This is a genomic window from Devosia sp. Leaf64, from assembly GCF_001421945.1.
In the GTDB taxonomy this organism is placed as follows: Bacteria; Pseudomonadota; Alphaproteobacteria; order Rhizobiales; family Devosiaceae; genus Devosia.
The window spans coordinates 329427-355305 of sequence record NZ_LMLO01000012.1; the positions used below are offsets into that span (position 1 = coordinate 329427).

19 protein-coding genes are annotated in these 25879 nt (G+C 60.2%); 13 read left to right on the forward strand and 6 right to left on the reverse strand.

Features of this window, described 5'->3' with window-relative positions; translation table 11 throughout:
- The first annotated feature begins 10 nt into the window (after window positions 1-10).
- From bcsA to ASE94_RS07075, 4 genes are read left to right on the forward strand one after another with little or no spacing between them, the layout of a single operon-like run.
- Window positions 11-2179: a UDP-forming cellulose synthase catalytic subunit gene (gene bcsA / locus ASE94_RS07060; RefSeq protein WP_062629765.1), complete on the forward strand. Its 2169-nt coding sequence runs from the start codon at window positions 11-13 to the stop codon at window positions 2177-2179.
- On the forward strand, window positions 2176-4425 hold the full coding sequence (locus ASE94_RS07065; protein WP_062629766.1) for a cellulose biosynthesis cyclic di-GMP-binding regulatory protein BcsB: 2250 nt from the start codon (window positions 2176-2178) through the stop codon (window positions 4423-4425). The genes bcsA and ASE94_RS07065 overlap by 4 nt, the downstream gene beginning before the upstream one ends.
- A gap of 32 nt (window positions 4426-4457) precedes the next feature.
- The gene (locus ASE94_RS07070) at window positions 4458-5468 is read left to right on the forward strand and encodes a glycosyl hydrolase family 8 (RefSeq protein WP_200913603.1); all 1011 of its coding nucleotides are present in this window, start codon (window positions 4458-4460) and stop codon (window positions 5466-5468) included.
- Entirely contained in the window at window positions 5465-7723 is a 2259-nt protein-coding gene (locus ASE94_RS07075; protein ID WP_062629768.1) for a tetratricopeptide repeat protein, read from the forward strand. The genes ASE94_RS07070 and ASE94_RS07075 overlap by 4 nt, the downstream gene beginning before the upstream one ends.
- Window positions 7724-7803: 80 nt before the next feature.
- Here ASE94_RS07075 and ASE94_RS07080 read toward each other — a convergent pair whose 3' ends face one another.
- From ASE94_RS07080 to ASE94_RS07090, 3 genes are all read right to left on the reverse strand, one after another.
- Complete coding sequence (locus tag ASE94_RS07080; protein WP_082461027.1) at window positions 7804-8397, reverse strand: SCO family protein; 594 nt, start codon at window positions 8395-8397, stop codon at window positions 7804-7806.
- Complete coding sequence (locus ASE94_RS07085; RefSeq protein WP_062629769.1) at window positions 8397-8915, reverse strand: copper chaperone PCu(A)C; 519 nt, start codon at window positions 8913-8915, stop codon at window positions 8397-8399. Before ASE94_RS07085 ends, ASE94_RS07080 begins: the two co-directional genes overlap by 1 nt.
- A 65-nt stretch (window positions 8916-8980) precedes the next feature.
- Window positions 8981-9364 (reverse strand): hypothetical protein, encoded by a 384-nt coding sequence (locus tag ASE94_RS07090; protein WP_156351958.1) that lies wholly within the window; start codon window positions 9362-9364, stop codon window positions 8981-8983.
- 155 nt (window positions 9365-9519) lie between these two features.
- Here ASE94_RS07090 and ASE94_RS07095 point away from each other — a divergent pair, with 155 nt between their 5' ends.
- Window positions 9520-11211, forward strand: coding sequence for an ABC transporter ATP-binding protein (locus tag ASE94_RS07095; protein WP_062629771.1), 1692 nt, complete (start codon window positions 9520-9522; stop codon window positions 11209-11211).
- Here the strand turns inward: ASE94_RS07095 and ASE94_RS07100 are convergent.
- Window positions 11193-13034: an adenine deaminase C-terminal domain-containing protein gene (locus ASE94_RS07100; protein WP_062629772.1), complete on the reverse strand. Its 1842-nt coding sequence runs from the start codon at window positions 13032-13034 to the stop codon at window positions 11193-11195. The genes ASE94_RS07095 and ASE94_RS07100 overlap by 19 nt on opposite strands.
- A 183-nt stretch (window positions 13035-13217) precedes the next feature.
- Here ASE94_RS07100 and ASE94_RS07105 point away from each other — a divergent pair, with 183 nt between their 5' ends.
- The 3 genes from ASE94_RS07105 to ASE94_RS07115 all read left to right on the forward strand — a co-directional run bounded on the left by ASE94_RS07105 (window position 13218) and on the right by ASE94_RS07115 (window position 17853).
- Window positions 13218-13997: a TatD family hydrolase gene (locus tag ASE94_RS07105; protein ID WP_062629773.1), complete on the forward strand. Its 780-nt coding sequence runs from the start codon at window positions 13218-13220 to the stop codon at window positions 13995-13997.
- A gap of 5 nt (window positions 13998-14002) precedes the next feature.
- Window positions 14003-16651 carry a response regulator gene (locus ASE94_RS07110; protein WP_082461029.1) on the forward strand — a complete coding sequence of 883 codons (2649 nt, stop codon included), beginning with the start codon at window positions 14003-14005 and terminating at the stop codon, window positions 16649-16651.
- 224 nt (window positions 16652-16875) lie between these two features.
- Window positions 16876-17853, forward strand: coding sequence for a magnesium transporter CorA family protein (locus ASE94_RS07115; RefSeq protein WP_061909066.1), 978 nt, complete (start codon window positions 16876-16878; stop codon window positions 17851-17853).
- An 80-nt stretch (window positions 17854-17933) separates the two neighbouring features.
- On the opposite strand, the gene ASE94_RS07120 is transcribed toward ASE94_RS07115, so the two are convergent.
- Entirely contained in the window at window positions 17934-18485 is a 552-nt protein-coding gene (locus tag ASE94_RS07120) for a flavin reductase family protein (protein ID WP_244483994.1), read from the reverse strand.
- A gap of 346 nt (window positions 18486-18831) precedes the next feature.
- On the opposite strand from ASE94_RS07120, the gene ASE94_RS07125 reads away from it, so the two are divergent.
- The 5 genes from ASE94_RS07125 to ASE94_RS07150 all read left to right on the forward strand — a co-directional run bounded on the left by ASE94_RS07125 (window position 18832) and on the right by ASE94_RS07150 (window position 25325).
- Entirely contained in the window at window positions 18832-20679 is a 1848-nt protein-coding gene (locus tag ASE94_RS07125; protein WP_062629774.1) for an ABC transporter ATP-binding protein, read from the forward strand.
- 330 nt (window positions 20680-21009) lie between these two features.
- Window positions 21010-22509: an integrase family protein gene (locus tag ASE94_RS07135; protein ID WP_062629775.1), complete on the forward strand. Its 1500-nt coding sequence runs from the start codon at window positions 21010-21012 to the stop codon at window positions 22507-22509.
- A 104-nt stretch (window positions 22510-22613) separates the two neighbouring features.
- A complete protein-coding gene (locus ASE94_RS07140; protein WP_082461031.1) occupies window positions 22614-23498 on the forward strand; it encodes a DUF2971 domain-containing protein in 885 nt (294 codons plus the stop codon).
- A gap of 109 nt (window positions 23499-23607) precedes the next feature.
- The gene (umuD, locus tag ASE94_RS07145; protein WP_244483995.1) at window positions 23608-24063 is read left to right on the forward strand and encodes a translesion error-prone DNA polymerase V autoproteolytic subunit; all 456 of its coding nucleotides are present in this window, start codon (window positions 23608-23610) and stop codon (window positions 24061-24063) included.
- Entirely contained in the window at window positions 24060-25325 is a 1266-nt protein-coding gene (locus tag ASE94_RS07150; RefSeq protein ID WP_062629778.1) for a Y-family DNA polymerase, read from the forward strand. Before umuD ends, ASE94_RS07150 begins: the two co-directional genes overlap by 4 nt.
- Here ASE94_RS07150 and ASE94_RS07155 read toward each other — a convergent pair.
- Entirely contained in the window at window positions 25291-25548 is a 258-nt protein-coding gene (locus ASE94_RS07155; protein WP_156351961.1) for a hypothetical protein, read from the reverse strand. The two genes, ASE94_RS07150 and ASE94_RS07155, sit on opposite strands and share 35 nt — an antisense overlap.
- Window positions 25549-25879: the final 331 nt, after the last annotated feature.

The window sequence follows — 25879 nt, forward strand, 5'->3', positions numbered from 1 at the left end:
GAAGCAGGCCATGAATAAGGCGCTGACCGTTATCCTCTGGATCGCGATCTCGGCGGTCGTCATCACGCTGGTGACGATCCCGGTAAGCTTGCAGACCCATCTCGTGATGGGCGCCGTGCTGCTCCTTGCCATGATGGTGATCAAGCTCCTGAAGCTTGAAGGGAATTGGCGGCTGCTGCTGCTGACATTTGGCACCATTATCGTGCTGCGCTATGCCTATTGGCGCACGACGAGCACCCTGCCCCCGATCGATCAGTGGATGGACTTCATCCCCGGGCTGATCCTTTATCTCGCTGAGATGTACTGCATTCTGATGCTGTTCCTCAGCTTGTTCGTCGTGGTGCGGCCGATGCCGAGCCACAAGTCGATCCGTTTGCCCGACGACGAGCCCGTGCCTTTGGTCGATGTGTTCATCCCGACCTATAACGAAGATTATGAACTGCTTGCCGGCACGCTCGCCGCTGCCAAGGGCATGGACTATCCAGAAGACCGCTTCACCGTCTGGCTGCTCGACGATGGCTCGACCGATGCCAAGCGCAACAATCCCGATCCCGAGCAGGCCGCCGACGCCCAGGAGCGGCACGAACAGCTCAAGAAACTCTGCGAAGACCTCGGCTGCCGCTATCTGACCCGCGCCCGCAACGAACACGCCAAGGCCGGCAATCTCAATAATGGTCTTGCCAACTCGACCGGCGAATTCATCGCCGTGTTCGACGCCGACCATGCCCCGGCCCGCGATTTCCTTCAGGAAACCGTTCCTTTCTTCGGTCGGGACAATCGTCTTTTCCTCGTGCAGACGCCGCACTTCTTTCTCAATCCCGATCCTTTGGAGCGCAATCTCCGGACGTTCGAAGTCATGCCGTCGGAAAACGAGATGTTCTATGGTGTGATCCAGCGCGGGCTCGACCGCTGGAACGCCGCTTTCTTCTGCGGCTCGGCAGCGCTGTTGCGTCGCGAAGCGCTCGTCACCACCAATGGGTTTTCAGGCCGCTCGATTACCGAGGACTGCGAAACCGCCATCGAACTGCATAGCCGCGGCTGGAATTCGATTTATGTCGATAAGCCCCTCGTGGCAGGCCTGCAGCCGGTGACGTTTGCCAGCTTCATCGGGCAGCGTACGCGTTGGGCGCAGGGGATGATGCAGATTCTCCTCTTCAGCTTCCCGCTCTTCAAGGCCGGCCTCAACCTGCCTCAGCGGCTTTGCTATCTCTCGAGCACCTTCTTCTGGCTCTTCCCCATCCCGCGCATGATCTTCCTTTTTGCGCCGTTCTTTTATCTCTTCTTCGATCTGCAGGTGTTCACCGCATCGGGCGGGGAATTTGCCGCCTATACCCTGACCTATGTGGTGGTGAACCTCGTCATGCAGAACTCGCTCTTTGGGCGCTGGCGCTGGCCGTGGATTTCCGAACTCTACGAATATATCCAGTCGGTCCATTTGCTCGGTGCATTGTTTTCCGTGGCCCGCAATCCCTACAAGCCGAGCTTTACCGTGACGGCAAAGGACGAGAGCGTTGAATCCTCGCGCCTGTCCGAACTTGCACGTCCCTTTTATCTGATCTTCCTGCTGCTGGTGATCGCTGTCGGCATGACGATCTGGAAGATCGGCGCCCAGCCCTATCAGGCCGAAGTCACCATGGTGGTGGGCGGCTGGAACATCTTCAATCTGATCCTTGCAGGCTGCGCCCTGGGCGTCGTTTCCGAGCGTCGCGAAGGATGGGGCAGCCGGCGCGTTGCCGTGGAACGGCGCTGCGAAATCCGTGGGGCCGACGGCGAATGGATGCGCGGCATGATGGTCAACGTATCGAGCGGCGGCGTTGCCGTGCGCCTGCCGACCGGGGCTGCCGGTCTTGGGCGCGGGATGCCGACGGGGCTGCGATTTACCCCGCTCTCCAATATCGATGGCACCGACCTTCCCGTGACCATTCAGTCGGTCACCCAGGAAGGCAAGGGCGTCATTTTCGGCTGCCGCTACGCGCCTGATCGCGGTTACCACTACCGCCTGATCGCAGACCTCATCTACGCCAACTCGGGCAATTGGCAGATGCGCCAGAGCGCCCGCCAGGTCAATATCGGCATTCTGCGCGGCACCGCGCGGTTCCTCGGCATCGCGCTCTATCAGACGGGCCGTGGGCTGGGTTATCTTCTGCGGTTCGGCTCGGGGAAGGTGCTCGGCAAATGATGATGCGCGCACTTCTGTCTTCCGCTGCCGTGATTGCGACCCTGTCGCCAGCCTGGGCGCAGCCGGTGCCATTCGACATGACGCCGGAAAACGACCTCGTGGTGCAGCCAGCGCCGCAAGCTGTCCCCGGCACGCCAACTGTGACTCCCGCCCCTGTTGCCGCCCCAGCGGCCTTCGAGCGGCCAATCCTGCCGTTCGACAGCCTTCGGCTGACGGGCGAAGAGGACAAGCACGGGATCGTCGTCTATCTGACCGAGGCGCAGGCCGCGGCGCCGGCAACGCTCGATTTTTCCTTTATCAACGCCCTCGTCGTTGCGCCGGAAATTTCGAGCCTGCGCGTGCGCATCAACAATACCGAGATTTCCAACACTGCGATCGCCTCGTCCTCGGCCGCGACACCCGTGAGCCTGCCTGTACCCGCAGGCATCTTGCGGGCCGGGCCGAACATGATCGAGTTCCGCGCGAGCCAGCGGCACCGCACCGATTGCACGGTGGATTCGACCTATCAACTCTGGACCGAGATCAAGAGCACGGACGCCAAACTGGTCCTCGCCGGGGCCGGGCTGGCGCCGATCCAGCAATTGACCGATCTTGCGGCAGTGGGCGTCGATGCCCAGGGCGATACGGCGCTGCGCTTGATTACGGCGAACGGGCTTGCGGATGCGCAAGCGCAGAGCGCCGCCATGCGGATTGCCCAGCAGATCGGGCTTTCGATACGTGTACCCAAGCTCGACATTTCCTTTGCCGACGCGCCATCCGAGGCGGCGGCCCCAGGTGTGCTGGATGTCGCCATTATGCCGGCGGCAGAACTGCCAGCCGAATTGGAGGCCGCACGGGCCCAAGCGAGCGCCGGGCCGATCGCGGCCATGGTTCCGGTCGCGACAGGCGCTTATACGCTTGTAATTTCCGGGCCGAACTGGGAATCCATTGCGCGGGCCGGGGATGCCCTGCTCACGGCAGCGCCGGCAAGCGAGGATCGGCCACGGCTCGATCTGCCCTATCCTCTGCCGATGATGGAAGAAGGGGCGACCGCCAGCATGGCAAGCCTCGGCGTCGACCGGCTCGAGTTCAACGGGCGGCGCTTTACCACCACCATGCAGTTTGAACTGCCATCCGATTTCTATGCCTATCGCTATGGCGAACTCGAATTGGTGCTTGAGGCGGCCTATTCGCGCGACGTGCTGCCAGGTAGCGAGATCGATATCTACACCAACGGGCAGATTGCTTCGGCGACCCCGATGCTGCGCACCGAGGGCGGGCTGCTCAAGGATACGCGCATCCGCATTCCGATGACCAATCTGCGGCCGGGGCGCAACGAAGCGACCTTTGCCGTGAACCTGCAGACGCGCTCGGACGTGGCGTGTGGCGCAGGCTGGACCGGTTCGGCGCCGACGCGGTTCGTGCTCTCGAACAATAGCTACTTCCACATGCCTGATTATGCGCGGGCAACGACAGTGCCCGACCTGCAGGTGCTGACCGGTTCGTCCTGGCCCTATGTTGACGAAACCAATGTGCCGGCCGCGATCGGCCAGGGGCGCGACACGGTTCTCTCGGCTCTGATGTTCGCGACGCGTTTGGCGACTGCCTCGAACAGGATGATCAATTTTACCGTCATTCCGGAGGCCGATTTATCGCCCGAGCAGGATGCGGTGCTGATCATGCCGACGGGCGCCGTGTCGCAGACCAATATCGGCCGCACTGGCGTGGCCGCGGCAGGCCAGCCCGGCGCGCAGGGCGGCGACGATTCCTTGCTCGATCAATTCGCGGGCGGGGAAACCAGTAGCCCTTTGACCAATGTCGAATCCTGGTTGCGCGAGCATCTGGGCGTGGACACCGCCGACCTCAGGCTGATACCGCCGCCCGACACGCCCTATGTGCCCGGTGCCGAGGCTGTGGTCGTTTCTCAGACGCATCAACCCGAGGGCGGGGTCTGGACCTTTCTGACCTCGACGAGCCCAGCGACCTTGCGCGCCGGGACAGAACGCCTGATCGACACCGTCATGTGGCGCGAAATTGCGGGCCGGGTCAGCGCACTTGCGCCGGGAGACAATGAAGTGACCTCCGTGCCGGCCGAGATGGTCAGCATCGTGGTGCCCGAGCCATTCTCGCCGACAAATCTGCGTCGGATCGCAGCTAACTGGTTCTCAGGCAACATTTTATACTTTACCTTCGCGATCGTTCTGGGCGCAGTTTTGCTGATGCTCATGACCTCGCGCATGTTGACCAAAATTGGACGGCCATCATGAAAAGGCTCATCGCTCTCGCTGTGGGAGGCCTCATGACCCTGCCAGCGCAGGCTGCCTCGGTAATCGAGCCGCAGGAATGGCAAGCCTATCTCGATGGTTTCGTGGCCGAGAACGGCCGCGTTATCGATACGGGCAACGGCAATATCAGCCACAGCGAAGGCCAGGGCTATGGACTGATTCTGGCAGCGCTGGCCGAAGACCGCCCGAGTTTTGAGCGCATCCTGAGTTTTACCCGGACCGATCTGATGATCCGCGACGACGGCCTTGCTGCCTGGCGGTGGGAGCCGGATGCAGATCCGCATGTGACCGATCCGAACAATGCGACGGACGGCGATATGCTGATCGCCTATGGGCTGGTGCTCGCCGGACAGGTCTGGAACGAACCATCGTACACGGCCGAAGCCAAGGCCATTGTCGTGACCATCGGGCGCGATCTGCTCGCTTATGCCGATGGCCTCCTTGCCATCCTTCCCGGCAGCAATGGCTTTGCCGGCAGCGATGCAACGAGCGGCCAGCCCATCCTCAATCCGTCCTACTGGATTTATGAGGCACTGCCGGTCTTCAAGGATCTCGACCCCTCCGCCGATTGGGAATCTGTCGGCGGGACGGGGCTTGAACTGCTGAAGCGTGCGCAGAGCACGCCCGCCGGCATTCCGGGCGATTGGGTGGTGATGGCCGCGGGCCAGCTTGGTCCGGCGCCCGATTTTCCGGCCGAGTTCGGCTATAACGGCATCCGCATTCCGCTCTATCTGATGCGGGGCGGCGCCGATCCGTCCTATCTTGAACCGTTCCGCGCCAAGGCGTCTTCGGTTGGGCTCTTCAAGATCGACCTCAATACCGGGCAGGCGGTGGAGCCGATTTCCGAACCTGGTTATCGGCTGATCCAGGCGAGCATGGAATGCATCGCCAATGGTCAGGTGGTGCCCGAAGACCTTCGCAGCCTTTCAGCAACGAGCTATTATGCGGCGACCCTTCAGCTTCTGTTGCTGGACTATCTCCGCCGCAGCCGCCCTGATTGTCTTGGTCAGGGGGCTGGCTCATGAAATATTGGACCTGGGCCTTCTTTGCCCTGAGCGTATCGGCCATCGGCCTGGCCGCTGGGCTGAACACGACATGGAATGCGCCTGCCGTCGCGCAGACGCCGGCCGCCGTGCCCCAAGAGCCCGCGGCTGCAAGTACTCCGGTTGATCCGATCACCACCGCACGCACCGGAACCATCCCGTTTGCCATAGTGCCGCCGACCGGTGCGCCGGCGAACGCAATTGAAGCCCAGCCAGCGACCACATTGGCGCAAACTGCTGCGCCCGTTGCCCCGCAAACGCCGGTCATTGCGCAAGCAGTGCCGCAGACAGCGCCCTCCGGCCAGCCCGACGAAACCGCGCTGCGCTATTTTGCTCAACAGGGCGATACGCAAAGACTGCAGCGGGAAATCGAACGGCTGCAGGCGCTCTACCCCAATTGGCAGCCACCAGCAGATCCGCTGACCACCGATTTCGTGCCCGACCAAACAATCGTGCGGATTTGGGAATTGGTGACGGCCGGCGATTTTGCCGGCGCGCGAGCGGCGATTGCGGAAAAGCAGCAGGCCGATCCAGGCTTCGTGCCCACTGTCGACCTCCTCGAAACCATCGAGCGCGGCGAGGCAGGAACACGGTTTCGTGCGGCTTCTGACGCCGGGCAATTCGAGGCGGTCATTTCGATCGCGGCAAATGCGCCGCAGCTTCTAACCTGCGCCAGCGTCGATAATCTCTGGCGACTGGCAGAAGCTTTCATCAAGACCGATGCCAAGCAACGCGGCATCGACGCCTATTCCTATATCCTCAACAATTGCACTGACACGGCCGAACGCTTCGCAACCATGCAGAAAGCCATGGCTCTGCTGAGCCGAGCCGAGCTCGATCCGCTGCTGGCGCTTGAAAAGCCGGGGACCGATGGCACGCCGGAATTCACTGCGCTCCGGATCGACCTGGCGCGAAGCGCAGTGGCTGCGGCACTTGATGAGAACGGCGAAAAGCCGGAAGAATCGGACGTCGAACTGCTGGCCAAAGAAGCGACCACGTCGAAAAACGCGGAAGACCTGCGGCTCCTTGGTTATTTCGAACTGGCGCGCAGCGAGCCTGAGGATGCACGGCGCTACTTTGAAGATGCCGTTGATGCCGATCCCTCTGCCGCATCGGCCGAAGGGCTTGGGGTTGCCTTGATGCAGCTCGATGATCCTGCGGCCGCCGAAAAGGCCATGGCCGAATTCTACGACGACAACGACACCATTGAAGGCGTCTATCGCGATGCAGCGGCGGCAATGATCGCCATCGAGCCGCGCCTGACCATTCCCGAGGACACGCTCTCGCGGATCGTCCGGGTGGCGCTCAAGGCGCGCGATGCCGACATAGCTCAGCAACTCGGCTGGTATGCCTATGCGTTCAACCAGCCGCAGACGGCCTATGAGTGGTTCCAGACAGCGCTGGGCTGGCAATCGGATCTCGAGCCTGCGGCCTATGGCATGATGGTTGCGGCCAATGCGCTTGGAAACACCGCCCAAGTGGAAGAAATCCGGCGCAGTTGGGGCGGGCGCTCGGCACGCATCGCCCAGTTTGGCTCTGTGACGACGACGGGGTTCAACGTACCCCTGCCAAAGCCAAGGCCGCAGCATGTGACGCTATTCCCCGCACAGGTGCAGGCCGTTCGGGCGACGACGACCCAGGCGCGGCAGGATTATGCCGCAGCCCCTGCGCAGGAGGATGCGGTCCCCAGCGGTGGAGGTGGCGGCAGCAGCGGCGGTGGCAGTTGCCGAAGTTTTAGTCCGCCTGCCAGCCTTTCTCCGGGTGGCGCGCTCTCCCATGCGTGGTGTCTCATGGACCTCAACCGCCCCGCCCAGGCGGTTGATCATTTCGGACGGGCGCTTGATTCGGCCAGCCAATCGATCCGCAGCGATGCCGCCTATGGGCGCGCCCTCGCCTATGTGCGGCTTGGCTTGCCTGATGAAGCCGCCGTGGCTGCCGCTGCAGCCCCTATCTCGGACAAACGCGCCATCGAGCTTGAAATTTCAATCCTGACGCTCAAGGCCACGAGCGCCTATGGGATTGGCGATTATCGGCTCGCCTTGGCCATGCTCGATGCCCGCTCGCGCTACGCGGCAGAACGCAACGATCTGCTGACCCTACGGGCCTGGAGCTATTATCAGCTCAAGCGCTATCGCGAAGCCGAGCGAATTTTCGAGGCTGTGGCTGCTACGGGTTACGGCGACGCTTTGGCAGGGCTTGAAGCGGCTCAGTCGCAGCTACGAGCGTCACAGTATTAGGCCGATCAATCTCACCCCATGACCGCTTCAACCTCCCCACAAGGGGAGGTTGAAGCATGATGCATAGCTCTTGAAGACGCTCAGCTTTGGGCCAGTAATTTCCGCAGTTTGCCCAGAGCCGTCGCCGTCTCCTCTCGATAAGCGATCGTCCCTTCGAAATTTCCGTCCTTGTCGAGGAGGAAGATCGAAGCCGTATGGTCCATGGTATAGTCGCCGTCTTCGAGCGGCACCTTCTGATAGTAGATGGCCCAGGCCCTGGCGGCCTTGGCGATCTCTTCCGGCGTGCCTGTGACGCCGGTGACATGGCCGGTCCAGGCAACATAGTCTTTGATGACCGCTTCCGTGTCGCGTTCGGGATCGACGGTGACGAAGTAGGCCTTTAGCTCCTTGGCTTCATCGCCGAGGGTTTCGTACCAGGAGGTCATTTCCGCAAGCGTCGTGGGGCACACTTCCGGGCAATGGGCAAAGCCGAAGAACAGCATCGAGGGGCTGCCATCGAAGCTGGCTCGGGTGAAGGGTTGGCCTTCGGCGGTGATCAATTGATAATCGCCATTGCCAAGGGTCTGCGCTTGGGCGGGCCGCGTGGCCGTATAAGCATAGAGGCCGGTAGCCGTCAGGCCGGCAGCGACGACGAGTCCCCAAAGGACGGTGCGGACGAGCGTGATCTGGCGCATCAATGGTGACCTGCTGCCGGAGCATCGGCAGCCGTGCCGGCAGCCGCAAGATCAAGAGTCACTTCCCCTGCCTTTTCAAAGGTCAGGGTAACAGGAACAGTTTCGCCTTCGGTGATGGTGCCGGTGAGGCCCATCATCATGAGATGCTTGCCGCCGGGCTTGAGCACGACGGTTTCGCCAGCCGGAATGATCAGGCCATCATCGAGTTCGCGCATCTTCATCACATCGCCTTCCATGGCCATTTCATGGATCTGCGTTGCCTTGGCTATGGGGGTGCTGGCCGACACCAGGCGATCGTCTTCGCTGCCGGTATTGTGGATGGTGAAGAACCCACCGCCCACGGGAGCATTGGGGAGGGTTGCGCGGGTAAAGGCGCCGGAGATTTCGAGCGAGCCGACAGTGACGACATCACCGGCTGGAGCGGCGGTGTGGCTATGGGCATCCTGCGCAAAGGCAAGCGTTGCGGGGCTGGCAAGAAGCATGGCCGCAAGGGCGAGAGTGGAGAGACGACGGGTCATGAAAACCTCGAATGAGCAAGCGCCCGAGTAACCGGCGCAAAAATAGGGAAAAGTTTTACTTCAGCTCAGGCGTGCGCGGGTGGCGCGCGAGGCTGGCCGGGATGATCGGCAGCACGTAGTGCGTGCGTGAGCGAAGCGCTGTCATAAACGACTGGCGACGCCAGCCGCTCGATTTCGGCGACGAGTGGGACAGGCGTCGGCCCGAGCGGATCGGACTTGCCGATGCCGGCGGCCGGGCACTTGGCGAGGAGCGGCGAACTGGGGTCGCCGTGATCGGCGAGCGAAGCGCAGACGGACCAGGAAACGCTTGATTCAAAGCCGAGCCGCGACAGATCGCGCTGAAGGCCCGCGGCCTGATGCAGCGGGGCGAGCAGCACGAGCAAATAGAGGGCGAGCACCGCGAAGGCGGTGCCCAAATCTCTTGCTATGTGGCGCATGCGAAAGGGCATTGCGGCTCCTGGAACGCCTTGATCGCTAGCGCCTCTGAAGGGCAGGCGCAAGGCGCGCGGTGTCGCATGGTGGCATCGGCATTGGGCTTCTTGACGGTTGACCGCAATGGTTAACGCACTAGGGTGCCCTCCCCTTCCAGCCAGAGCGCGTAGCCATGACGAAAGACGACTGGGCGACAATCGGGCCGGCCCTCAGGTCGATTTATCTGCAGTTTTGGCGCCACTCCCGGCTGATGCTGGCGGGAATCGCTGTGATCGTGGCGATTAATGCGATGCTCGGCATCGCGACGCCCTACCTCTTTTCGCGGCTGATCGATGGTCTCACCGCGGGCGATCTCGCGAGCACCATGGCGCTGGCTTTCGTCGGCTATGCGGTCATGCGCGGGCTTGAAACGCTCTTTTCCTATTCGCAGAACTACCTGTCGCTGATGACGTCGGAGGACTTGAAGTTCATCGCGGCGACGGAGTTTTTCGCCCGTCTCCTCAAAAAGCCGGGCACATTTTTCATCGAGCACAATCCTGTGGCGATCCAGACGGCACGGTCACAGGGCGAAGGCGCGGTGCAAATGCTGGTGCAACTGGTGCTGATCGTCTTCATCCCCGGCGTAACGCAAATCAGCCTGGGCATCGCACTTCTCGGCGCAACGATCAGCGCTGATATCATCGCTATCGTCACTATCTATGGCGCGATCTTCATCACGCTCACCTATTTCGCCAACAAGTGGACGCGGCCGCTGCTTGATCAGGCAATCGAAGCGACGCAAGACAATGCCCGTTTTGTCGGCAATGCCGTCAACGGCATGGAAGCGATCCGCTATTTTAACGGCGATCGCTGGATCAGCGAGAAGTTTGCGGAAAAGGCCGATCTGGCGCGGGCGTCCTGGATCGGCTGGTCCTGGCGGCGGATTGCGCTTTCGGGGATTTTTGGGCTCGCGCTCGGAGCGCAACTCGCGGTCACCTATCTCCTGATGCTGCCGCGGTTCGAAGCGGGCGAAATGACGGTGGGCGATATCGTGCTCATCAACCTCATCCTTGTCCAGCTCAACCGGCCATTCGAGATGATCGGCATGGCGATCGATGATGTCATGCGCTCGATCTCACGCTTCCTGCCGTTTGCGCGCATGTGGCAGGAGCCGGAAGATCGTGCGGGGCATGGAGATCGGGCGATCGGCGCGATCCAGGGCAATATCGCCTTTGAGGGCGTCGCCTTTCGCTATGGTGAGCGGCAGACACTGATGCCGCTTTCATTCACCGTACCGGGTGGCAGCATCGCCTTCATCACGGGACCGACGGGTTCGGGCAAGACGACCCTCTTCCGGCTAGCGCTCAAATCGTTAGAGCCAGGCGAGGGGCGCATTCTGATCGATGGCGTCGATCTCGCCGCGATCAAGCGCGAAAGCTGGTATGACGCGGTCGGCGTTGTGCCTCAGGACGTCATGCTGCTCAATGACACACTGGCGGCCAATATCGTGCTCGGACGCGTCTTTGATGCTGAGCGCATGCGGCGGGCGGCGGCGCGCGCCTCGATCCTTGATTTCATCGAAAAACTCGACGACGGCTTTGAGACGACGGTCGGCGAGCGCGGGCTTAAGCTTTCGGGTGGCGAGCGGCAGCGTGTCTCGATTGCACGGGCGCTCTATGGCGACCCGAAGGTGCTGTTCCTCGACGAGGCGAGTTCGGCGCTCGACGAGACGACCGAGAGCCAGATCATGGATGAGTTGCGCCAGCTCGAGGATGTGACGATCCTCGCCATCACCCACCGACGCAGCATTATCCGGCCGGGCGATCAGGTGGTAACGCTTGACGCGTCGGCCGAGCCCTTGGAAGCCTACCAGACGACCGAGTGAGTTTTTCCCGTCTGGACATTGACGAAGCCCTCGGGTGCCAGAGGGCCCGGCGCGACGAGCACCCAGCGCCAGGGCGAGCAGGTGAGCGTTGCGAATGACAGGCGCTCGGGGAAGCCGGGAGACCAGCGCGGGCTGAAGGTCGGCTCATACATCCACTCGATAGCCTTCGCCTCTTCATAAAGATTCTGCATGTCGGCATCGAGATCTTCGGCCGAACGGCAGGACATAAGACCGGCAACTTCGTAACGAACAGTGGCGACGACCTTATTGTCGCGCACTAGCGCCCAGCCCCCATTGATGTCGCGCAGCGCATTGACTGCCATGGCCATGGCTTCATCGGACGAGCCTGCGCACCAGATATTATGCTTGTCGTGGCCGAGCGAACTGGCAACGGCACAATGGGCCGTCTTGGGCCCGGTGCCAATCCAGAACATTTTCGAGACTGACTTCTTATCCGAGAAGCGATCAACGATGGCGAATTTGGTGATGTTGCGGCTTTCGTCGCGCTGCACCTGACCATCCCGGACCGGCAGGTCATAGGTGAGGAAATCATCCGCCCAATGGAACGGCCGAATGACAGCGGCGGTCATGTTGTCGCGGCCGGGTTCAGCGGGGATCGCAAAATCATCCGCGACGAACGGGCCGCCGGTCTTGACCGTATCGGTCGCCCATTGCGGCCAAGCGATAGGGGGCACGGACTCGATATAGGTCTTGCCCTCGGACACCTGGCGACCATCCGCCCAGACTTCCGCGATAGAAAAACTTTTGACGTCCGAGAGGAGTACCATATCCGCAAAGCGGCCGGGGGCAATCGAGCCGACCCATGGGGTCAGGCGCATGTGGCGCGCCGGATTGATGGTGACGCACTGGATGGCGATTTCGGGCTTGAGGCCGGCTTCGATGGCGGTTCGGACATTGTAGTCTGTCGCGCCTTTTTGGAGGGTCTCGCTAGCGCTGCGGTCATCGGTGGCGAAGGCGATCTGCGACCAGTCTTCGAGCCCGCGCTCGAGTAGCCCCTTGAGCACATCGGGCATCGAATGGACGCGCAATTCCATGAACAGGCCGTGGCGGAGCTTGTCCCAGAACTCCTCGGCGGTCCAGGCTTCGTGGTCGGACGCAAGCCCAGCGGCGGCGAATGCATTGATGGTCGGCAGATCGCGGATACCCGCGGCATGGCCTTCGACGACACCACGCTGGGCAAAGGTCGCTTCGATCATGCCCCAGAGGCGCTTATGCGATCCATTGGTGGCGTCCCAGACGGCGGGCCAATCCATGACCTCATCGAGACCGGCCACCATCAGGCTCTCATTCATGAAGCCAGCCTGCTCATCATGGCCGAGATAGCCACCGCCATGCTCATAGGCCGTGGGCGGCACGGCCGAGCCCGGCAGTGGGAAAATCTTGAGTGGGGAGCCGTGCTGGCGTGCCGTCATCCAGAATTCAACGGTCTTGGCGCCGTTGACGTTGGAGAATTCGTGGCTCGCTTCGCAAGTCCAGGTATTGCCGCGCGGCAGCACAAGCGCTGCCTCCCATTCAGGCGTCAGGTGCGAACTTTCGATATGCTTATGGATTTCCCCAAGACCTGGAACGGCCCAGAGATCGGGGCGGTGTTCGCGTTGGCCAACCTCGCCGGTATAGCTGCCAGCAGGACCCACATAGGCGATGCGATCGCCCTTGATGATGATTTCCTGATCGTCGAGCCAGGTGCGGGTCGCGACATCGAGCAGGTGGCCAACGCGCAAAGCCCGATCGGCCGGCGCCTTTCCGAGAGCCACCAGGGTCAGATGCTGGCGGATGGCGACTTCGGACTTGGCGTTGATCATTGGAAAACCGGGGGTCGTTGTAACAGGGCAAGCCGGAGGGACCGGCAGGGACAGTTGATGAGGAAACTGCGCCGCGCTGTCAAAGTCGAAATTCTCATCGACTGCGAATGAACCGATCCTGGGTATTTTCCGTAACGGAATCCACGTGCTAGCTATTGCCGCCCTGCCGTTTTGAGTTCACTCATGTTTGTCGATAGCCACCTGCATCTTGATTTCGATGACTTTGCTGAAGACCGCGAGGCGGTTATGGCCCGTGCAGCCGCGGTTGGGATCGACGCCTATGTGAATATTGGCATCCGCGTTCGAAGTGCAGCCCGCGTGATCGCGATAGCCGAGCGCTACCCCAATGTCTTTTGCACCGTCGGCACCCTGCCCCATCTGGCCGATGAAGAAGCGGATGTTACTGCCGAAGAGATCATACCGCTGACCCGGCATCCAAAGGTGATCGGCATCGGCGAAGTTGGCCTTGATCGTCTTTACGGCAATGCGGATTGGAACACACAGAAGCGCGTCTTTTCGGCCCATATAGAAGCGGCTCAACAGACCGGTTTGCCGCTCGTCATCCACTCGGTGCGCGAGGACGACTCCATGTCGGAAATGCTCCGTCGGGCGATAGCGGAAAAGCCATTTGCCTTCGTCGTTCATGCCTTTTCAGGCGGGCCTCTGCTCCTCAAAACAACGCTCGACCTCGGTGGGTATTTCGGCTTTGGCGGGCTCCTCACCTATAGAGATAACGAGCACATTCGGCACGCTGCCCAGCGCGTACCGATGGATAGAATACTTCTTGAGACCGACTCGCCCTCGATGGTACCCGCGCCGCTTGAAGGCGACCGCAACGAGCCGGCAAATCTTCTAACCACCGCCACGCTTCTCGCAGCGCTTCGCGGGATCGAAATTGATGTGCTTGCAAAGGCGAGCACTGACAATTTCTATCGCCTTTTTTCCAAAGCAGGGCGTATGTAAGGACTATGACCAACGCACCATCCCGCACCCTCGCCCTGCCCCCTGATCTGGAGGCCTTTGTATCGAGACAGTTGGCCGAAGGGCGCTATAGTTCCGAGGGTGACCTTCTCGCTGCGGCCCTGCGGCAATTGCGTGTGGGATCGAGCACGGTTTCCACTGTCAACTGGCCTGTCGATGGCGGCGCCTGTGGCGCGCTGATCCGCGGGATCGATTGGACAAAAACCTCGCTTGGCCCAGTCGACACCTGGCCTCACGCGCTGCGGGCAACAGTGGTCAATATCGTCAATTCCCCCGTCGCCAAGGTGCTGATGTGGGGCCCGGAACATTTGATGTTCTATAATGACGCCTATGCGCCCATCATCGACCAGCGGCATCCCATCGCCTTGGGACAATCCGTGGCGACGGCTTTGCCCGAGGTCTGGGATTTCAATCGCGGCATTATCGAGCGGACGCGAACGGGTGAGCGCATCTCACACAGCAGCGTTCCGATCACTCTCAACAATGCGGGCGGCGCGGACACCTATACGTTCGACCTGCACTACACCCCGGTCTATGACGACTTTGGCACGGTCAATGGCGTCATGTGCACCGTGATCGACCAGACCGAGCAGGTTGCTTTGCAGCGCAATCTAGCTGCGAGCGTCGGTCGCTTCCGCGCGGCCATGGATGCCGTCCATGGCGTGCTCTGGACCAATAGCGCCGATGGCCGAATGTTGGGCGAGCAGCCGGGCTGGGCCAAGCTCACCGGGCAAAGCTTTGACGACTATCAAAATTTCGGCTGGTCAAACGCCGTGCACCCCGACGATCAAGATAGCTCGGTGCAAACCTGGAACGACGCAGTCGCGGCCAAGTCCATGTATGTCCACGAGCACAGGGTGCGCGAGAAGAGCGGGGTCTGGCGCACCTTTGCGATCCGCGCCGTGCCAATTCTAGATGCCGGCGGCGAGATCATCGAATGGATCGGCGTTCACACCGATATCACCCATCGCCGCGCAGCAGAGAATGCCCTGCGCCAGCTCAACGAAGATCTCGAAGCGCGCGTCATTTCTGAAATCGACGAGCGTCGCCGAGCGGAAGCAAAACTGGCGCAATCTCAGAAAATGGAAACCGTCGGCAAATTGACCGGTGGCGTCGCGCACGATTTCAATAATCTGCTGCAGGTCGTTTCGGGCAATCTTCAGCTTCTCGCCAAAGACATTGCGGGCAATGAACGCGCCGAACGGCGTATCGCCAATGCAATGGCAGGTGTGTCACGCGGATCAAAACTCGCCTCGCAACTCCTGGCTTTTGGCCGACGGCAGGCGCTTGAGCCAAAGGTCACCAATATCAGCCGCCTCGTGCGCGATATGGACGACATGCTGCGCCGCGCCATCGGCGAAGCGATCGAAGTCGAGACCGTCGTCAGCGGCGGGCTCTGGAACACTTTCATCGACCCTGTTCAGGTCGAAAATGCCCTCCTCAACCTTGCCATCAATGCGCGCGACGCCATGGATGGACAGGGCCAGCTCACCATCGAGCTTGGCAATGCTCACCTCGACGATGATTATGCGCGCTCCCATGATGAAGTGACGCCGGGGCAATATGTGATGCTGGCCGTCAGCGACACCGGCTCGGGCATGTCTCCCGACATCATCGATAAGGTGTTCGAGCCGTTTTTCTCGACCAAGGGCGAAGGCAAGGGCTCAGGGCTCGGGCTCTCCATGGTCTACGGGTTCACCAAGCAATCCGGCGGCCATGTAAAGATTTATTCCGAGGTTGGCCTCGGCACGACCATCAAGCTCTACCTCCCCCGTGCGCTCGAAAGCGAAGACGTGGAAGTGGTGGCGAGCACCGGACCGATCATCGGCGGCACTGAAACCGTGCTGGTGGTCGAAGACGACCATGAGGTCCGCGCGACCGTCGTCGAAATGCTGACCGATCTCGGCTATCGCGTTCTCAAGGCCGTGGACGCGGCGAGCGCCCTCAATGTCATTGAGAGCGGCATGCCGATCGATATTCTTTTTACCGACGTCGTCATGCCCGGCACGCTCAAGAGCCCGGAACTGGCGCGCAAGGCGCGCGAGCGGCTGCCCGATATCGCGGTGCTCTTTACCTCCGGCTATACCGAGAACTCGATCGTCCACGGCGGCCGGCTCGATGCGGGCGTGGATCTCCTTTCAAAGCCGTACACGCGCGAAGCCCTGGCCTGGAAATTCCGGCAGGTTCTCGGCAAAGGCGAAAAAGGAAAACCACTTTCTGATTTAAAGGCCGAAAATCCTATCCCGACCGAGGGAGGGCGCCCCGTCGTCACGACCAAGCGCACGGTACTTTTGGTTGAAGACGATGCACTCATCCGCTTCTCAACGGCGGATTTGCTTGAAGAGGCCGGCTATCTCGTGGTTGCAGCGGGAAGCGCAGAAGAAGCCGTGGCCGCACTCGACACCGCGCCGGTCGATATTCTCGTGACCGATATCAACTTGCCCGGCATTTCCGGTGTCGAACTAGCCCGTCAAGCCAAGGCGAAACGGCCCGACTTGAAGCTGGTTTTTGCGACCGGTGACACATCCGCGATCAAGGATCAGCCCGACGCACAGGTGCTGATCAAGCCCTATTCGCAGAGTGAACTGGTTCGCGCCCTGGTCGCTTCCAGCAAGGTGCCAGCCACGGCAAAATAATCCTGGCGGCCGGCCCTCGCGGGCCGGTTCACCACGGCACGAATGCATGCGTTGACAGACGCTGTCGAAGAGCGCATTTGAGCAGCGAGACGCCCGGCGTCTTCTTTGAAAGAGAAAGATCATGAACCCCGACAGTCGAAGTCGAATTCGACACTGCCGCAGGGCCTGAAGGATCTGACTAGGTCAGTTCCCGCGGGCCCATGAGCCTGCATTGAGGAACTGCCATGCTGCGCATCTACACGCGTACCGACGATAAACTTGTGCCATTCGACATGGACAAGAGCACCAGCCTGCCCATTTGGCTGGACCTGATTTCGCCAACCGCCGACGAAGTGAACCAGGTCGAGAACATGCTCGACGTGGAAGTGCCAAGCCGCGCCGAAATGGAAGAGATCGAGCTTTCGGCCCGGCTCTACGCCGAGAACGGCGCACTCTTCATGACGCTGACCGCGCTTGCCAAGCTCGACACCGATGAGCCGATCAAGACCCCGATCACCTTCATCCTCAAGGATCAGACGCTGGTCACGGTGCGCTATGCCGAGCCCAAGCCATTCCTTGCCTATATGAACCGCGCGCAGCGGCCAAAAGGAGCGCCGCACAAGTCGGGCGAGGAAATCATGCTGGGCCTGATTGAAGCCATGATCGATCGCACCGCAGACGCGCTGGAGCGGATCGGCAACGAGACCGACGGTTTGTCGCGCAGCATTTTCAAGACGGCGCAGGCCAAGACCAAAGCCAATGTAAAAACGCATGACCTCGAAAACGTCATCTCGCTGATCGGACACAAGGCCGAATTGCTGACTATGGTGCAGGAGAGCCTCGTCAGTATTGCGCGGCTCACGGCCTACTATGCAGCGGCGGACGAGACCAATGACGACAGGGAAAGCCGGCACCTTGTTCGGCTGATCCAACGCGATGCGCTCTCGCTCGGTGAGCATGCGCGGGCGCTGTCGGCACGCCTCGGCTTTTTGCTCGATGCAACGCTCGGTGCGATCAATCTCGAGCAGAACCAGATCATCAAGATCTTCTCGGTCGCGGCCGTCGTCTTCCTGCCACCAACGCTGGTCGCCTCCATCTACGGCATGAACTTTGCGATCATGCCTGAGCTCAATTGGACCCTCGGCTACCCTTGGGCAATCGGGCTTATGGCTCTCTCTGCGCTGGTGCCGTTCCTCTATTTCAAGCGCAAAGGCTGGCTGTAGAGCAAGAGGCCGCAAGGATGAAAATAGGCATCGAACCCGCGTCCTTGTCAGGGCGCGGGCACCGGGTCTAGGCATGACGCTCAGCTTCTGAACGGATCGAAATTGGGCAGAAGCTGCTGATATTGGCCACGCCAATAGAGGAGCGGCTGCTCCGAGGTCGTCACCTCGACATGGCGTACGCGCCCGAAGACCAGTGCATGCGTATGACGTTCGATAATCTCGTCAACGTCGCAATCGAGCACAGCCAATGCCGATTGTAGACCGAGAACGCCACTCTCGAGCCTGTCCCACTCCCAGCCAACGTAACGATCATTGCCCTTGATGCCACCCTTGCCCGCGAAGCGATCGGCGACGGGGCTCTGACCGTCACTGAGAATATTGCAGGCAAACGATGCGGCATCGCGCAGGATGGGCCAGGAGGACGACGTTTTGTTGAGGCTGACGAGTATGGTCGGCGGTTCAGCGGAAAATGAAGAGACAGACGTTGCGGTAAAACCGGTGCGATTGCTTCCCGTGCCGACGGTTATGACGCTGACGGCCCCGGCCAGATTGCGCATGGCCAATTTGAAAGCGCTGTCTTCCACTTCAGCCCTTTGAGCCGGCCGGAAGCTTGCAATATCGATGATCGACAAAGGGCCTCTCCCCATCTGACGCGTCCCAAATGACGCTTGTGCCCTACCCTAGCCCGCTCCCGGACCGCGTACGATATCGCCAGGGAGCACAGTTTGCCGGTTGGAGACGGCAGAAAGAAATTTATATCTACAAACTTTATAGACTAAAACAGTTTCCTGGCAGCGTGGTGCCGATGCGTCCGATCTGTCCCGTGGCAAAAGCATCACTGTCGGCATTTACCGAGGGCGCCGGGTTGCAGTTCCGCCCCAGTCGGCGTTAGCTTTGTCCCAATCTTTAGGGAGATCAGAATGAAAAACGTCATGTCCGACACATCCGCACTTCGTCTGCAACAGGACATGACCGTTCATGCATTCCCAATCTCCCAACGGGGCCAAGCGCGCGCAAAAAACCACTAGCCGCTGCCTCTTTCCATTTCTCAAATCAAGCGCTGACCAGACTATCGCGCGGGACAAAGCCCGCTCTCGGTTTCAGCGCTTTACGTCATACTATCGGCCTCATCTGCCCCTGTTCTCGGCGGTCGTCGGCGCGGCCGTGCTGGTAGCTGCCGCTGCCATTGCGCTGCCCGTAACGACAAACGTCATCATTCTCCGCCTACCCGAATTGCTCCAGTCCCAAGATGCCTTTGGGCAACTGGCCGGCTTCGGCGCCATCCTGCTGGCCGCCTTTCTGGTGCAAATCCTCGCCGTCTATTTCGTCGACTACAAAGGTCACGTCATGGGCGCACGTATCGAAGCGCAAGTGCGTCGGGATCTGTTCGAGCACTGCCAGAACCTGTCGTTCAGCTTTTACGATCGTCAGCGGACCGGCCAACTGATGAGCCGGATAACCAATGACTCGCTCTGGCTCGGTGAACTCTTTCACCATGGGCCGGAAGACGCTTTGATCGGCGCCCTGAAGCTCGCCGGCGCTATGGCGGTCCTGATCTGGATCGACCCGCTGATTGCAGCCGTTGTTGCCGCAATTGTCCCTTTTGCCCTCGTCTATGCCCTCTATTTCAATGGACGGATGAAGCATGCGCTTGCGGCCAGCAAAGAGCGCATAGCGAGTGTCAATGAGCGCGTCGAAGACGCCCTGGGTGGTATTCGCGTCGTCCAATCCTTCGGTAATGAAAGGGACGAGTTGCGCCGTTTCGATACCGAAAACCAGTTGTTCCTGGAGAGCCGGCGGGACGGTTACCGGAGCGAGGCCATGCTTTGGTCCGGGATGGAGGGGTTCAACCAGTTCCTGACCGTTGTCGTCATTCTCCTCGGCGCCATGCGGGTCGTTACCGGAGAACTTGTTGCTGGAAATCTTCTGGTCCTGCTGCTGACCCTTGGCGTGTTGACCGATCCGCTGCGGCGGATGGATAATTTTATCCGGCTTTGGCAAGAGGGATATACCGGCTTCAACAGGGCTATGGAATTGCTCGAGGAGGAGCCGGCGATCGCTGACCGTCCAGGGGCTCAACGAGTGGGTACCCTCAAGGGACGGATCAGCTTCGAGGCTGTCAGTTTCCGCTATGAGGGATCAGGCCAACCGGTGCTTCGCGACCTGTCCCTGACCATAGAGCCAGGCGAGTTCGTCGCCTTGGTCGGGCCTTCGGGCGTAGGCAAAAGCACTTTGTGCAGCTTGGTGCCACGCTTTTACGATGTCGAACAGGGGCGGGTAACGATGGACGGGCGAGATGTACGCGATATCCGACTTGCTGACCTCAGGCGCAACATTGGCCTCGTGCAGCAAGATGTCTATCTCTTTGGCGGTACGATTTGGGATAACCTGCTTTATGGACGGCCTGACGCCTCCCAGGCAGACGTCGTCGCTGCAGCCAAGGCAGCCAATGCGCACGATTTCATCATGGCACTCCCCCAGGGCTATGAGACCGACGTAGGGCAACGAGGGGTAAAACTGTCGGGCGGGCAAAAGCAGCGACTGACCATCGCCCGCGCCTTCCTCAAAAATCCTCCAGTGCTGATCTTCGACGAGGCCACGTCAGCGCTCGACAATGAAAGCGAGCGCGCCGTACAGCAGGCCCTTCTTGGACTTTCGAAGGGCAGAACCATGCTGGTCATTGCCCATAGACTTTCGACCGTCCGCCACGCCGACCGTATTCTGGTCCTGACGGAAGACAGCATCGTCGAAGACGGCACCCATGATACACTCATGGCCGCTGACGGCGTTTATGCAAGATTGCATTCGGTTCAGGGTAGTATCTAGCTAACCACGAGCCCAGCGGCACCGCTGGGCTTATTCCACGCGCAAGCCGCAAACGGTCTTGCGTATAGACGTTGGCTACAGGTGAATGATGATTGGGATGTTCTGGTAGCGGAGGAGGGATTTGAACCCCCGACACGCGGATTATGATTCCGCGTGTCAGAACGAACGGACGATCTCGGCACACGGAAACTAGGGCGCATTATCCACAGAGAGCCGCATCACACAAGGATCTGCGCGATAATTCTTGCAACGGAAAGCCCAGGCGTGGATGGATGCGGTCGCGCCCTAAACGCGCCCTATTTAGATAGCCGTCCGCCTGGAGACGCTTGTATGCCCATTCAGATCACCAACGCGACCATTACGGCCGCGAAGGCGAAAGCCCGTCCTGGCGCCTCGCAGGAAGAAATCCTCGACAGCCGGGCCGAAGGTCTTCGCCTCAGGATCGGCGCAAGAGGAGTCAGGTGGCAGCTACGCATGCGGCACGCCGGGACGTCGATCCGTCTGGATTTGGGCGACGTCGACGAATGGGGAATCGCCGAAGCCCGGGAACTCGTCATCGATGCGCGCCGGCTTTCAAAGTCAGGCCAGCAGCCTGACGCCGCCTGGTTGGATGCCCGCAAGGTAGCGTCAGGCAAGTTGGCGGCACCCACTACGCCAGTTTTCCATCCCGGCACATGGAATTGGGAGACTGCGCGATCGGAGTATCTCGAGGAGGTCGAACGCACCAAGAAACCCGCGACGCACACGGACTATCGCCGGATGCTTGGGACACCAGAACTCGAAAGGTTCTCCGGCCGACCAGTCGCCGGGATCACCCTTGAAGAGATGTCGATCGCTGTGGAGGACGTGCACAAGCGTGGCGTCGAGAGACATGCCGAGCACCTCGCTTCAGTCGTTCGGCCGATGTGGCGGTTTCTCGGATCACCGACAAAACGAGGTCGGTCGGGCGTACAGTCTGGTGTCATGAAAGAACTGGCGGCACCGGAACGATCCCGGCAGGCGGACGGCAGCGCGAAGCGGAAAGCCAAATACGTCCCGCCCATGGAGGAGGTCGGCAGGATTGTGGCTATCTGCCGATCAGGCGCTGTGCACCCCGTCATTTCCGCAGCGATCGAGTTCACGGTCTTTACCCTCCAGCGCGTCGCGGCGATCAGCCAGGCGCAGCGGGATGATTTTGAGGACAGGCAGGGTTACGAGGCGACTTGGGCGATTCCTGCGCCTCATCGAAAGACTGCCGAGCGCCGCGGTGATGAAGCCGACCACGTTCTTCCACTAACGCGATCAGCATGGCTGGCGGCGAAGGGGGCCTTTGATTGGGCGCTCGAAACCGATGAAGACAGGATCCAGCGTTCGACGCGGGTTTTCCCTCAACTCAGAGCGCGATCCAAAGCCAACCAACCCGGCCTGGACGCCCACCTTTCTCCGAGCACGCTTACTCACACCATGACGTATATGCCCGGCGTCGAAGCCACCCCCCACGATCTTCGCCGTGCATTCGCTACCCATGGTGCCGTCGATCTCGGATTTGACGAGCTGCAGACAAAGTGGATTTTGGATCACCTGGAAGGACGGACGTCGGGCGACGTTACGGCAGCCAGCTATGCCCTTCATCACCGGCTCGAACCGAAGTCCGTAATGCTTGAAGCGTGGGCAGCGCACGTGGAGAAGCACGTGATCCTTGCCATCGATGCTGACCCGCGGCTCAAAGACGTTGCATGGATTTCGAAGCGGCTTCAGCTTGCCCAGGACGCCGCCAAGAACGTCAAGTCACCTCGCCATGCTCAGGGAAAACTCGCGCTATTGTCGAAGAAAAAGAGCGTTGAAGAATGACAATTTAGTTGACGCAGCAGCCCGGCATAGCAGTGGAGAATTTCCTATTCTTGCAGTATCCATTTTTGGTCCGAAAAAATAAGCAGAATACACCGGAGTGAAAAATGGCGAGAGCACCGGTTGAGCCGACAACGACCGCTGTGAGGAAAGCAGGTCCCTCTTCTCTTCCCCCGAAGTTGACGCACTACACCGATCTCGCGGGTCTTCAAGGGATTGTAGAGAATAAGGAGCTGTGGCTGAGCAACGCCGTGTTTTTGAATGATCCCGAGGAAATAAATCATGGCATCAAAATGGCGCAGAGGGTACTCAATTCCCTTCTAAAAAGCACGAAGACGCCCGACGCTGTGTCAAAAGGCCGACAAAAACTCATCGCAGACATTGCGAAGGATTTTGAAAAATTTCAGGCTCCGGACGTTTTCATCACCTGTCTCTGTGAAGACAGCGACCTTCTTAGCCAGTGGCGGGGATACAGCTCTAGACAAGGCGTCAATATTACGTTCGACACAAACGAACTGCTGCAAATGCTGTTCGGATCTAACGTGGAGTTGCACCAAGTCCAGTACGGGATGGCCGCGACAAGAGCTCATTTGACGGCTCTGATTAGTGATGAGCTACCTGACATCTTCGACGATTTCGAGTTTATGATGGGGGACCTTTCGACCACCGAAATTAAGGCTGCTTTTTCCAAACTAGTAGCCAATCTCGTTCCGCGTTTCAAACATGCTGGATTTCAAGAAGAGCGCGAATGGCGGTTGGTTATGATGAACCCTGAACCCGAAGACATTCTTTTCCGCCCACGTGCTCAAATGATGTTACCCTATGTCAAAGTCAAGCTTGAGGACGATTTTGACTTGCTGCCCATTGAGAATATTACTGTGGGTCCCGGAATGCAGGATGCCGCTGTAGCCAAGAGCATTTCATACTTCCTACAAGCAAACGGCTACGATCCCGACATTGTTGACCAAAGCGCGACCCCGTATAGGACCTGATATAGCACCAGCCTGATAGAAACTGTGGGACCAGTCCTATGTGACTTCCGTTCTCGTTTCGTTCATGCGTATATCGGACCCTTGGCTTAGCCCTCGCCAAGGAGTCGGAATGCAGATCAGTCGAGTAGTTATGGCACCTGGCGGCATGCCCGTGCCCTTACAATCCCTGATCGCGCTCAAAGTCCCGCTCGTCGGCCAGGCCGTCCACGCCGGCTTCCCGTCGCCCGCCGACGACTTTATCGAAGATCTGATCGACCTGAACCAGGTCCTGATCGCGAATCCGACCGCCACATTTTTGTGGAGAGTGGTTGGGGATTGTATGATCGACGTCAAAATCTTCCCCTGGGACGTCGTCATCGTCGATCGCAGCGTGCAGCCGAAGCACCGATCGATCGTGCTTGCCATCATCGACGGCGAGCCCACGCTCAAGCGGCTGAACCGGCGCGGCGGCGTCATGGTGCTGCACAACGAGAACGCCAAGCTTCCGGCGTTCTTGATCTCCGAGGGCACGGAGGTGTCGATCTGGGGCGTCGTCACCGCCACCATCCGCGACCTAAAGAAATGACCGCCCTCGCCCTTATCGACGGCAACAGCTTCTACTGCAGCTGCGAACGCGTCTTCGATCCGAAGCTCGAGCGACGACCGGTCATCGTCCTCTCCAACAACGACGGCTGTGCTGTCGCCAGGACGTCAGAAGCGAAGGCTCTCGGCATCAAGATGGGCCATCCCATGTTCCAGATCCGCGACCTCTGCCGGCAGAACAACGTGGCCGTCTTCAGCTCTAACTACGCGCTCTATGGAGACATGAGCCGGCGGATGAACTCGGTCTATCAGGGCTTCTCGCCTGACATCGAAATCTACTCGATCGACGAATCCTTTCTGGACGTCACCCATGTCCGGCCTGGCGAGCGGACGGCTTGGGCGAGCGACCTGCGCGCCACCACGCGCCAGTGGACCGGCATCCCCACATGCGTGGGCATCGGCCCAACCAAAACGCTGGCGAAGCTGGCCAACAAGGCGGCGAAGGCATTGCCTGCGGGCGTTCTGGATCTGACGGACGAGTGCGTCCGAGCCGAAGTGATGGCGAAGTTTCCGATCGGCGACGTCTGGGGAATCGGGCGGGCAAGCCAGGAAAAGCTGGCGCATCTTGGCATCGAGTTCGCCGGACAGCTGCGCGACATGGATCCCAAACTCGCCCGCCAGCTGATGACAGTTGTGGGCGAGAAGACCATCCATGAACTCAACGGCATCCCCTGCGTCGGCCTAGAGACCGTGGCGCCGCAGCGAAAAGGCTGCGCGGTCACCCGATCGTTCGGCGAGCGCGTGATACACAAAAGCCAGATGGAACAGGCCGTCGCAGGTTACGCTACGCGGCTCGGCGAAAAACTCCGGCGTCACGGCCTGGCCACGGACCATGTGACGGTCTTCATGCACACCTCGCCGTTCGCCGACGATCCGCAGCGCAGCGTGTCGATGACCGTCGATATTCCGGAAGCGACGAACGACAGCCTGACGTTGATCAAGGCTGCAAGGCGGGCAGTCGACGCCCTCTGGAAGCCCGGCTTTCGATACAGCAAGGCCGGCATCATCACCCAAGACCTGGTGCCGCCAGCGGAACGGCAGCGGGCATTGTTCGATGCCATGGATCACGACAAGGCGGCGAAGGTCACGGCCGCAATGGACGAGGCTAACCGACGCTGGGGCCGCGCTACCGTGGTGCCGGCGGCGACGATGGGTGGGCCCCGGAAGCAGCAGACGTTCACCACCAAGTTTGATATGCGGTCACCGCGGTTCACGACTCGATGGGACGAGCTGCCGCGATGTTGATGCCGAGACATAAAAGCTGAGCTCGGAGAACTTCGATGTCAGCCCACACCGGAACTTCGATTTCGGCGGATCCGTGTTCGAGCATTTCCGACAGCGCTCGATGCGACGCCGAGATTGGCACTCCGCTGCCGCCAAGCGACCTTGCCGCGCCGGGCGTATTTGGTGCGACGTCGGGATTCAAAATCGTGAGTGTCAGCGTGCTATGAGTGATCGAATTCGTCATCGCGATACCACTCCTCAAGCCAATATCGCGATCGAATACGATGCAGCCTGTCGAGCGAAACGTAGCGACGCCGAAGGTCGTTCCGCCGACCGCCACGATGATTGACGTCCCACTGCCAGCGTAAAAAGGCACGACCGCGCGCAGTGAAAAAGGTCGTGCTAATGACCTGACGGATAGCATTGAGCCAGTCGGTCAGGCCGTAAGTGGGGCCGGTCGCGATTGTCTCAAAAAGGGGCTTCGTACTAAGGAATCGATCCAGCCTCGCATGCCATGGCCATGTCGTAGGATCCGTCCGCAGTCTGCCGATCGCAATACGGAGTTCCTGATCTGC

Excerpts from the sequence above, each read along its gene's own strand:
- ASE94_RS07095 (WP_062629771.1), top strand. The coding sequence starts at position 9,520 with ATGACGAAAGACGACTGGGCGACAATCGGGCCGGCCCTCAGGTCGATT.
- ASE94_RS07155 (WP_156351961.1), bottom strand. The coding sequence starts at position 25,548 with ATGACGAATTCGATCACTCATAGCACGCTGACACTCACGATTTTGAAT.
- ASE94_RS07105 (WP_062629773.1), top strand. The coding sequence starts at position 13,218 with ATGTTTGTCGATAGCCACCTGCATCTTGATTTCGATGACTTTGCTGAA.
- ASE94_RS07070 (WP_200913603.1), top strand. The coding sequence starts at position 4,458 with ATGACCCTGCCAGCGCAGGCTGCCTCGGTAATCGAGCCGCAGGAATGG.
- ASE94_RS07075 (WP_062629768.1), top strand. The coding sequence starts at position 5,465 with ATGAAATATTGGACCTGGGCCTTCTTTGCCCTGAGCGTATCGGCCATC.
- ASE94_RS07100 (WP_062629772.1), bottom strand. The coding sequence starts at position 13,034 with ATGATCAACGCCAAGTCCGAAGTCGCCATCCGCCAGCATCTGACCCTG.
- ASE94_RS07125 (WP_062629774.1), top strand. The coding sequence starts at position 18,832 with ATGCATTCCCAATCTCCCAACGGGGCCAAGCGCGCGCAAAAAACCACT.
- ASE94_RS07150 (WP_062629778.1), top strand. The coding sequence starts at position 24,060 with ATGACCGCCCTCGCCCTTATCGACGGCAACAGCTTCTACTGCAGCTGC.
- ASE94_RS07115 (WP_061909066.1), top strand. The coding sequence starts at position 16,876 with ATGCTGCGCATCTACACGCGTACCGACGATAAACTTGTGCCATTCGAC.
- ASE94_RS07080 (WP_082461027.1), bottom strand. The coding sequence starts at position 8,397 with ATGCGCCAGATCACGCTCGTCCGCACCGTCCTTTGGGGACTCGTCGTC.
- ASE94_RS07110 (WP_082461029.1), top strand. The coding sequence starts at position 14,003 with ATGACCAACGCACCATCCCGCACCCTCGCCCTGCCCCCTGATCTGGAG.
- umuD (WP_244483995.1), top strand. The coding sequence starts at position 23,608 with ATGCAGATCAGTCGAGTAGTTATGGCACCTGGCGGCATGCCCGTGCCC.
- ASE94_RS07090 (WP_156351958.1), bottom strand. The coding sequence starts at position 9,364 with ATGCCCTTTCGCATGCGCCACATAGCAAGAGATTTGGGCACCGCCTTC.
- ASE94_RS07065 (WP_062629766.1), top strand. The coding sequence starts at position 2,176 with ATGATGATGCGCGCACTTCTGTCTTCCGCTGCCGTGATTGCGACCCTG.
- ASE94_RS07135 (WP_062629775.1), top strand. The coding sequence starts at position 21,010 with ATGCCCATTCAGATCACCAACGCGACCATTACGGCCGCGAAGGCGAAA.
- ASE94_RS07085 (WP_062629769.1), bottom strand. The coding sequence starts at position 8,915 with ATGACCCGTCGTCTCTCCACTCTCGCCCTTGCGGCCATGCTTCTTGCC.
- ASE94_RS07140 (WP_082461031.1), top strand. The coding sequence starts at position 22,614 with ATGGCGAGAGCACCGGTTGAGCCGACAACGACCGCTGTGAGGAAAGCA.
- bcsA (WP_062629765.1), top strand. The coding sequence starts at position 11 with ATGAATAAGGCGCTGACCGTTATCCTCTGGATCGCGATCTCGGCGGTC.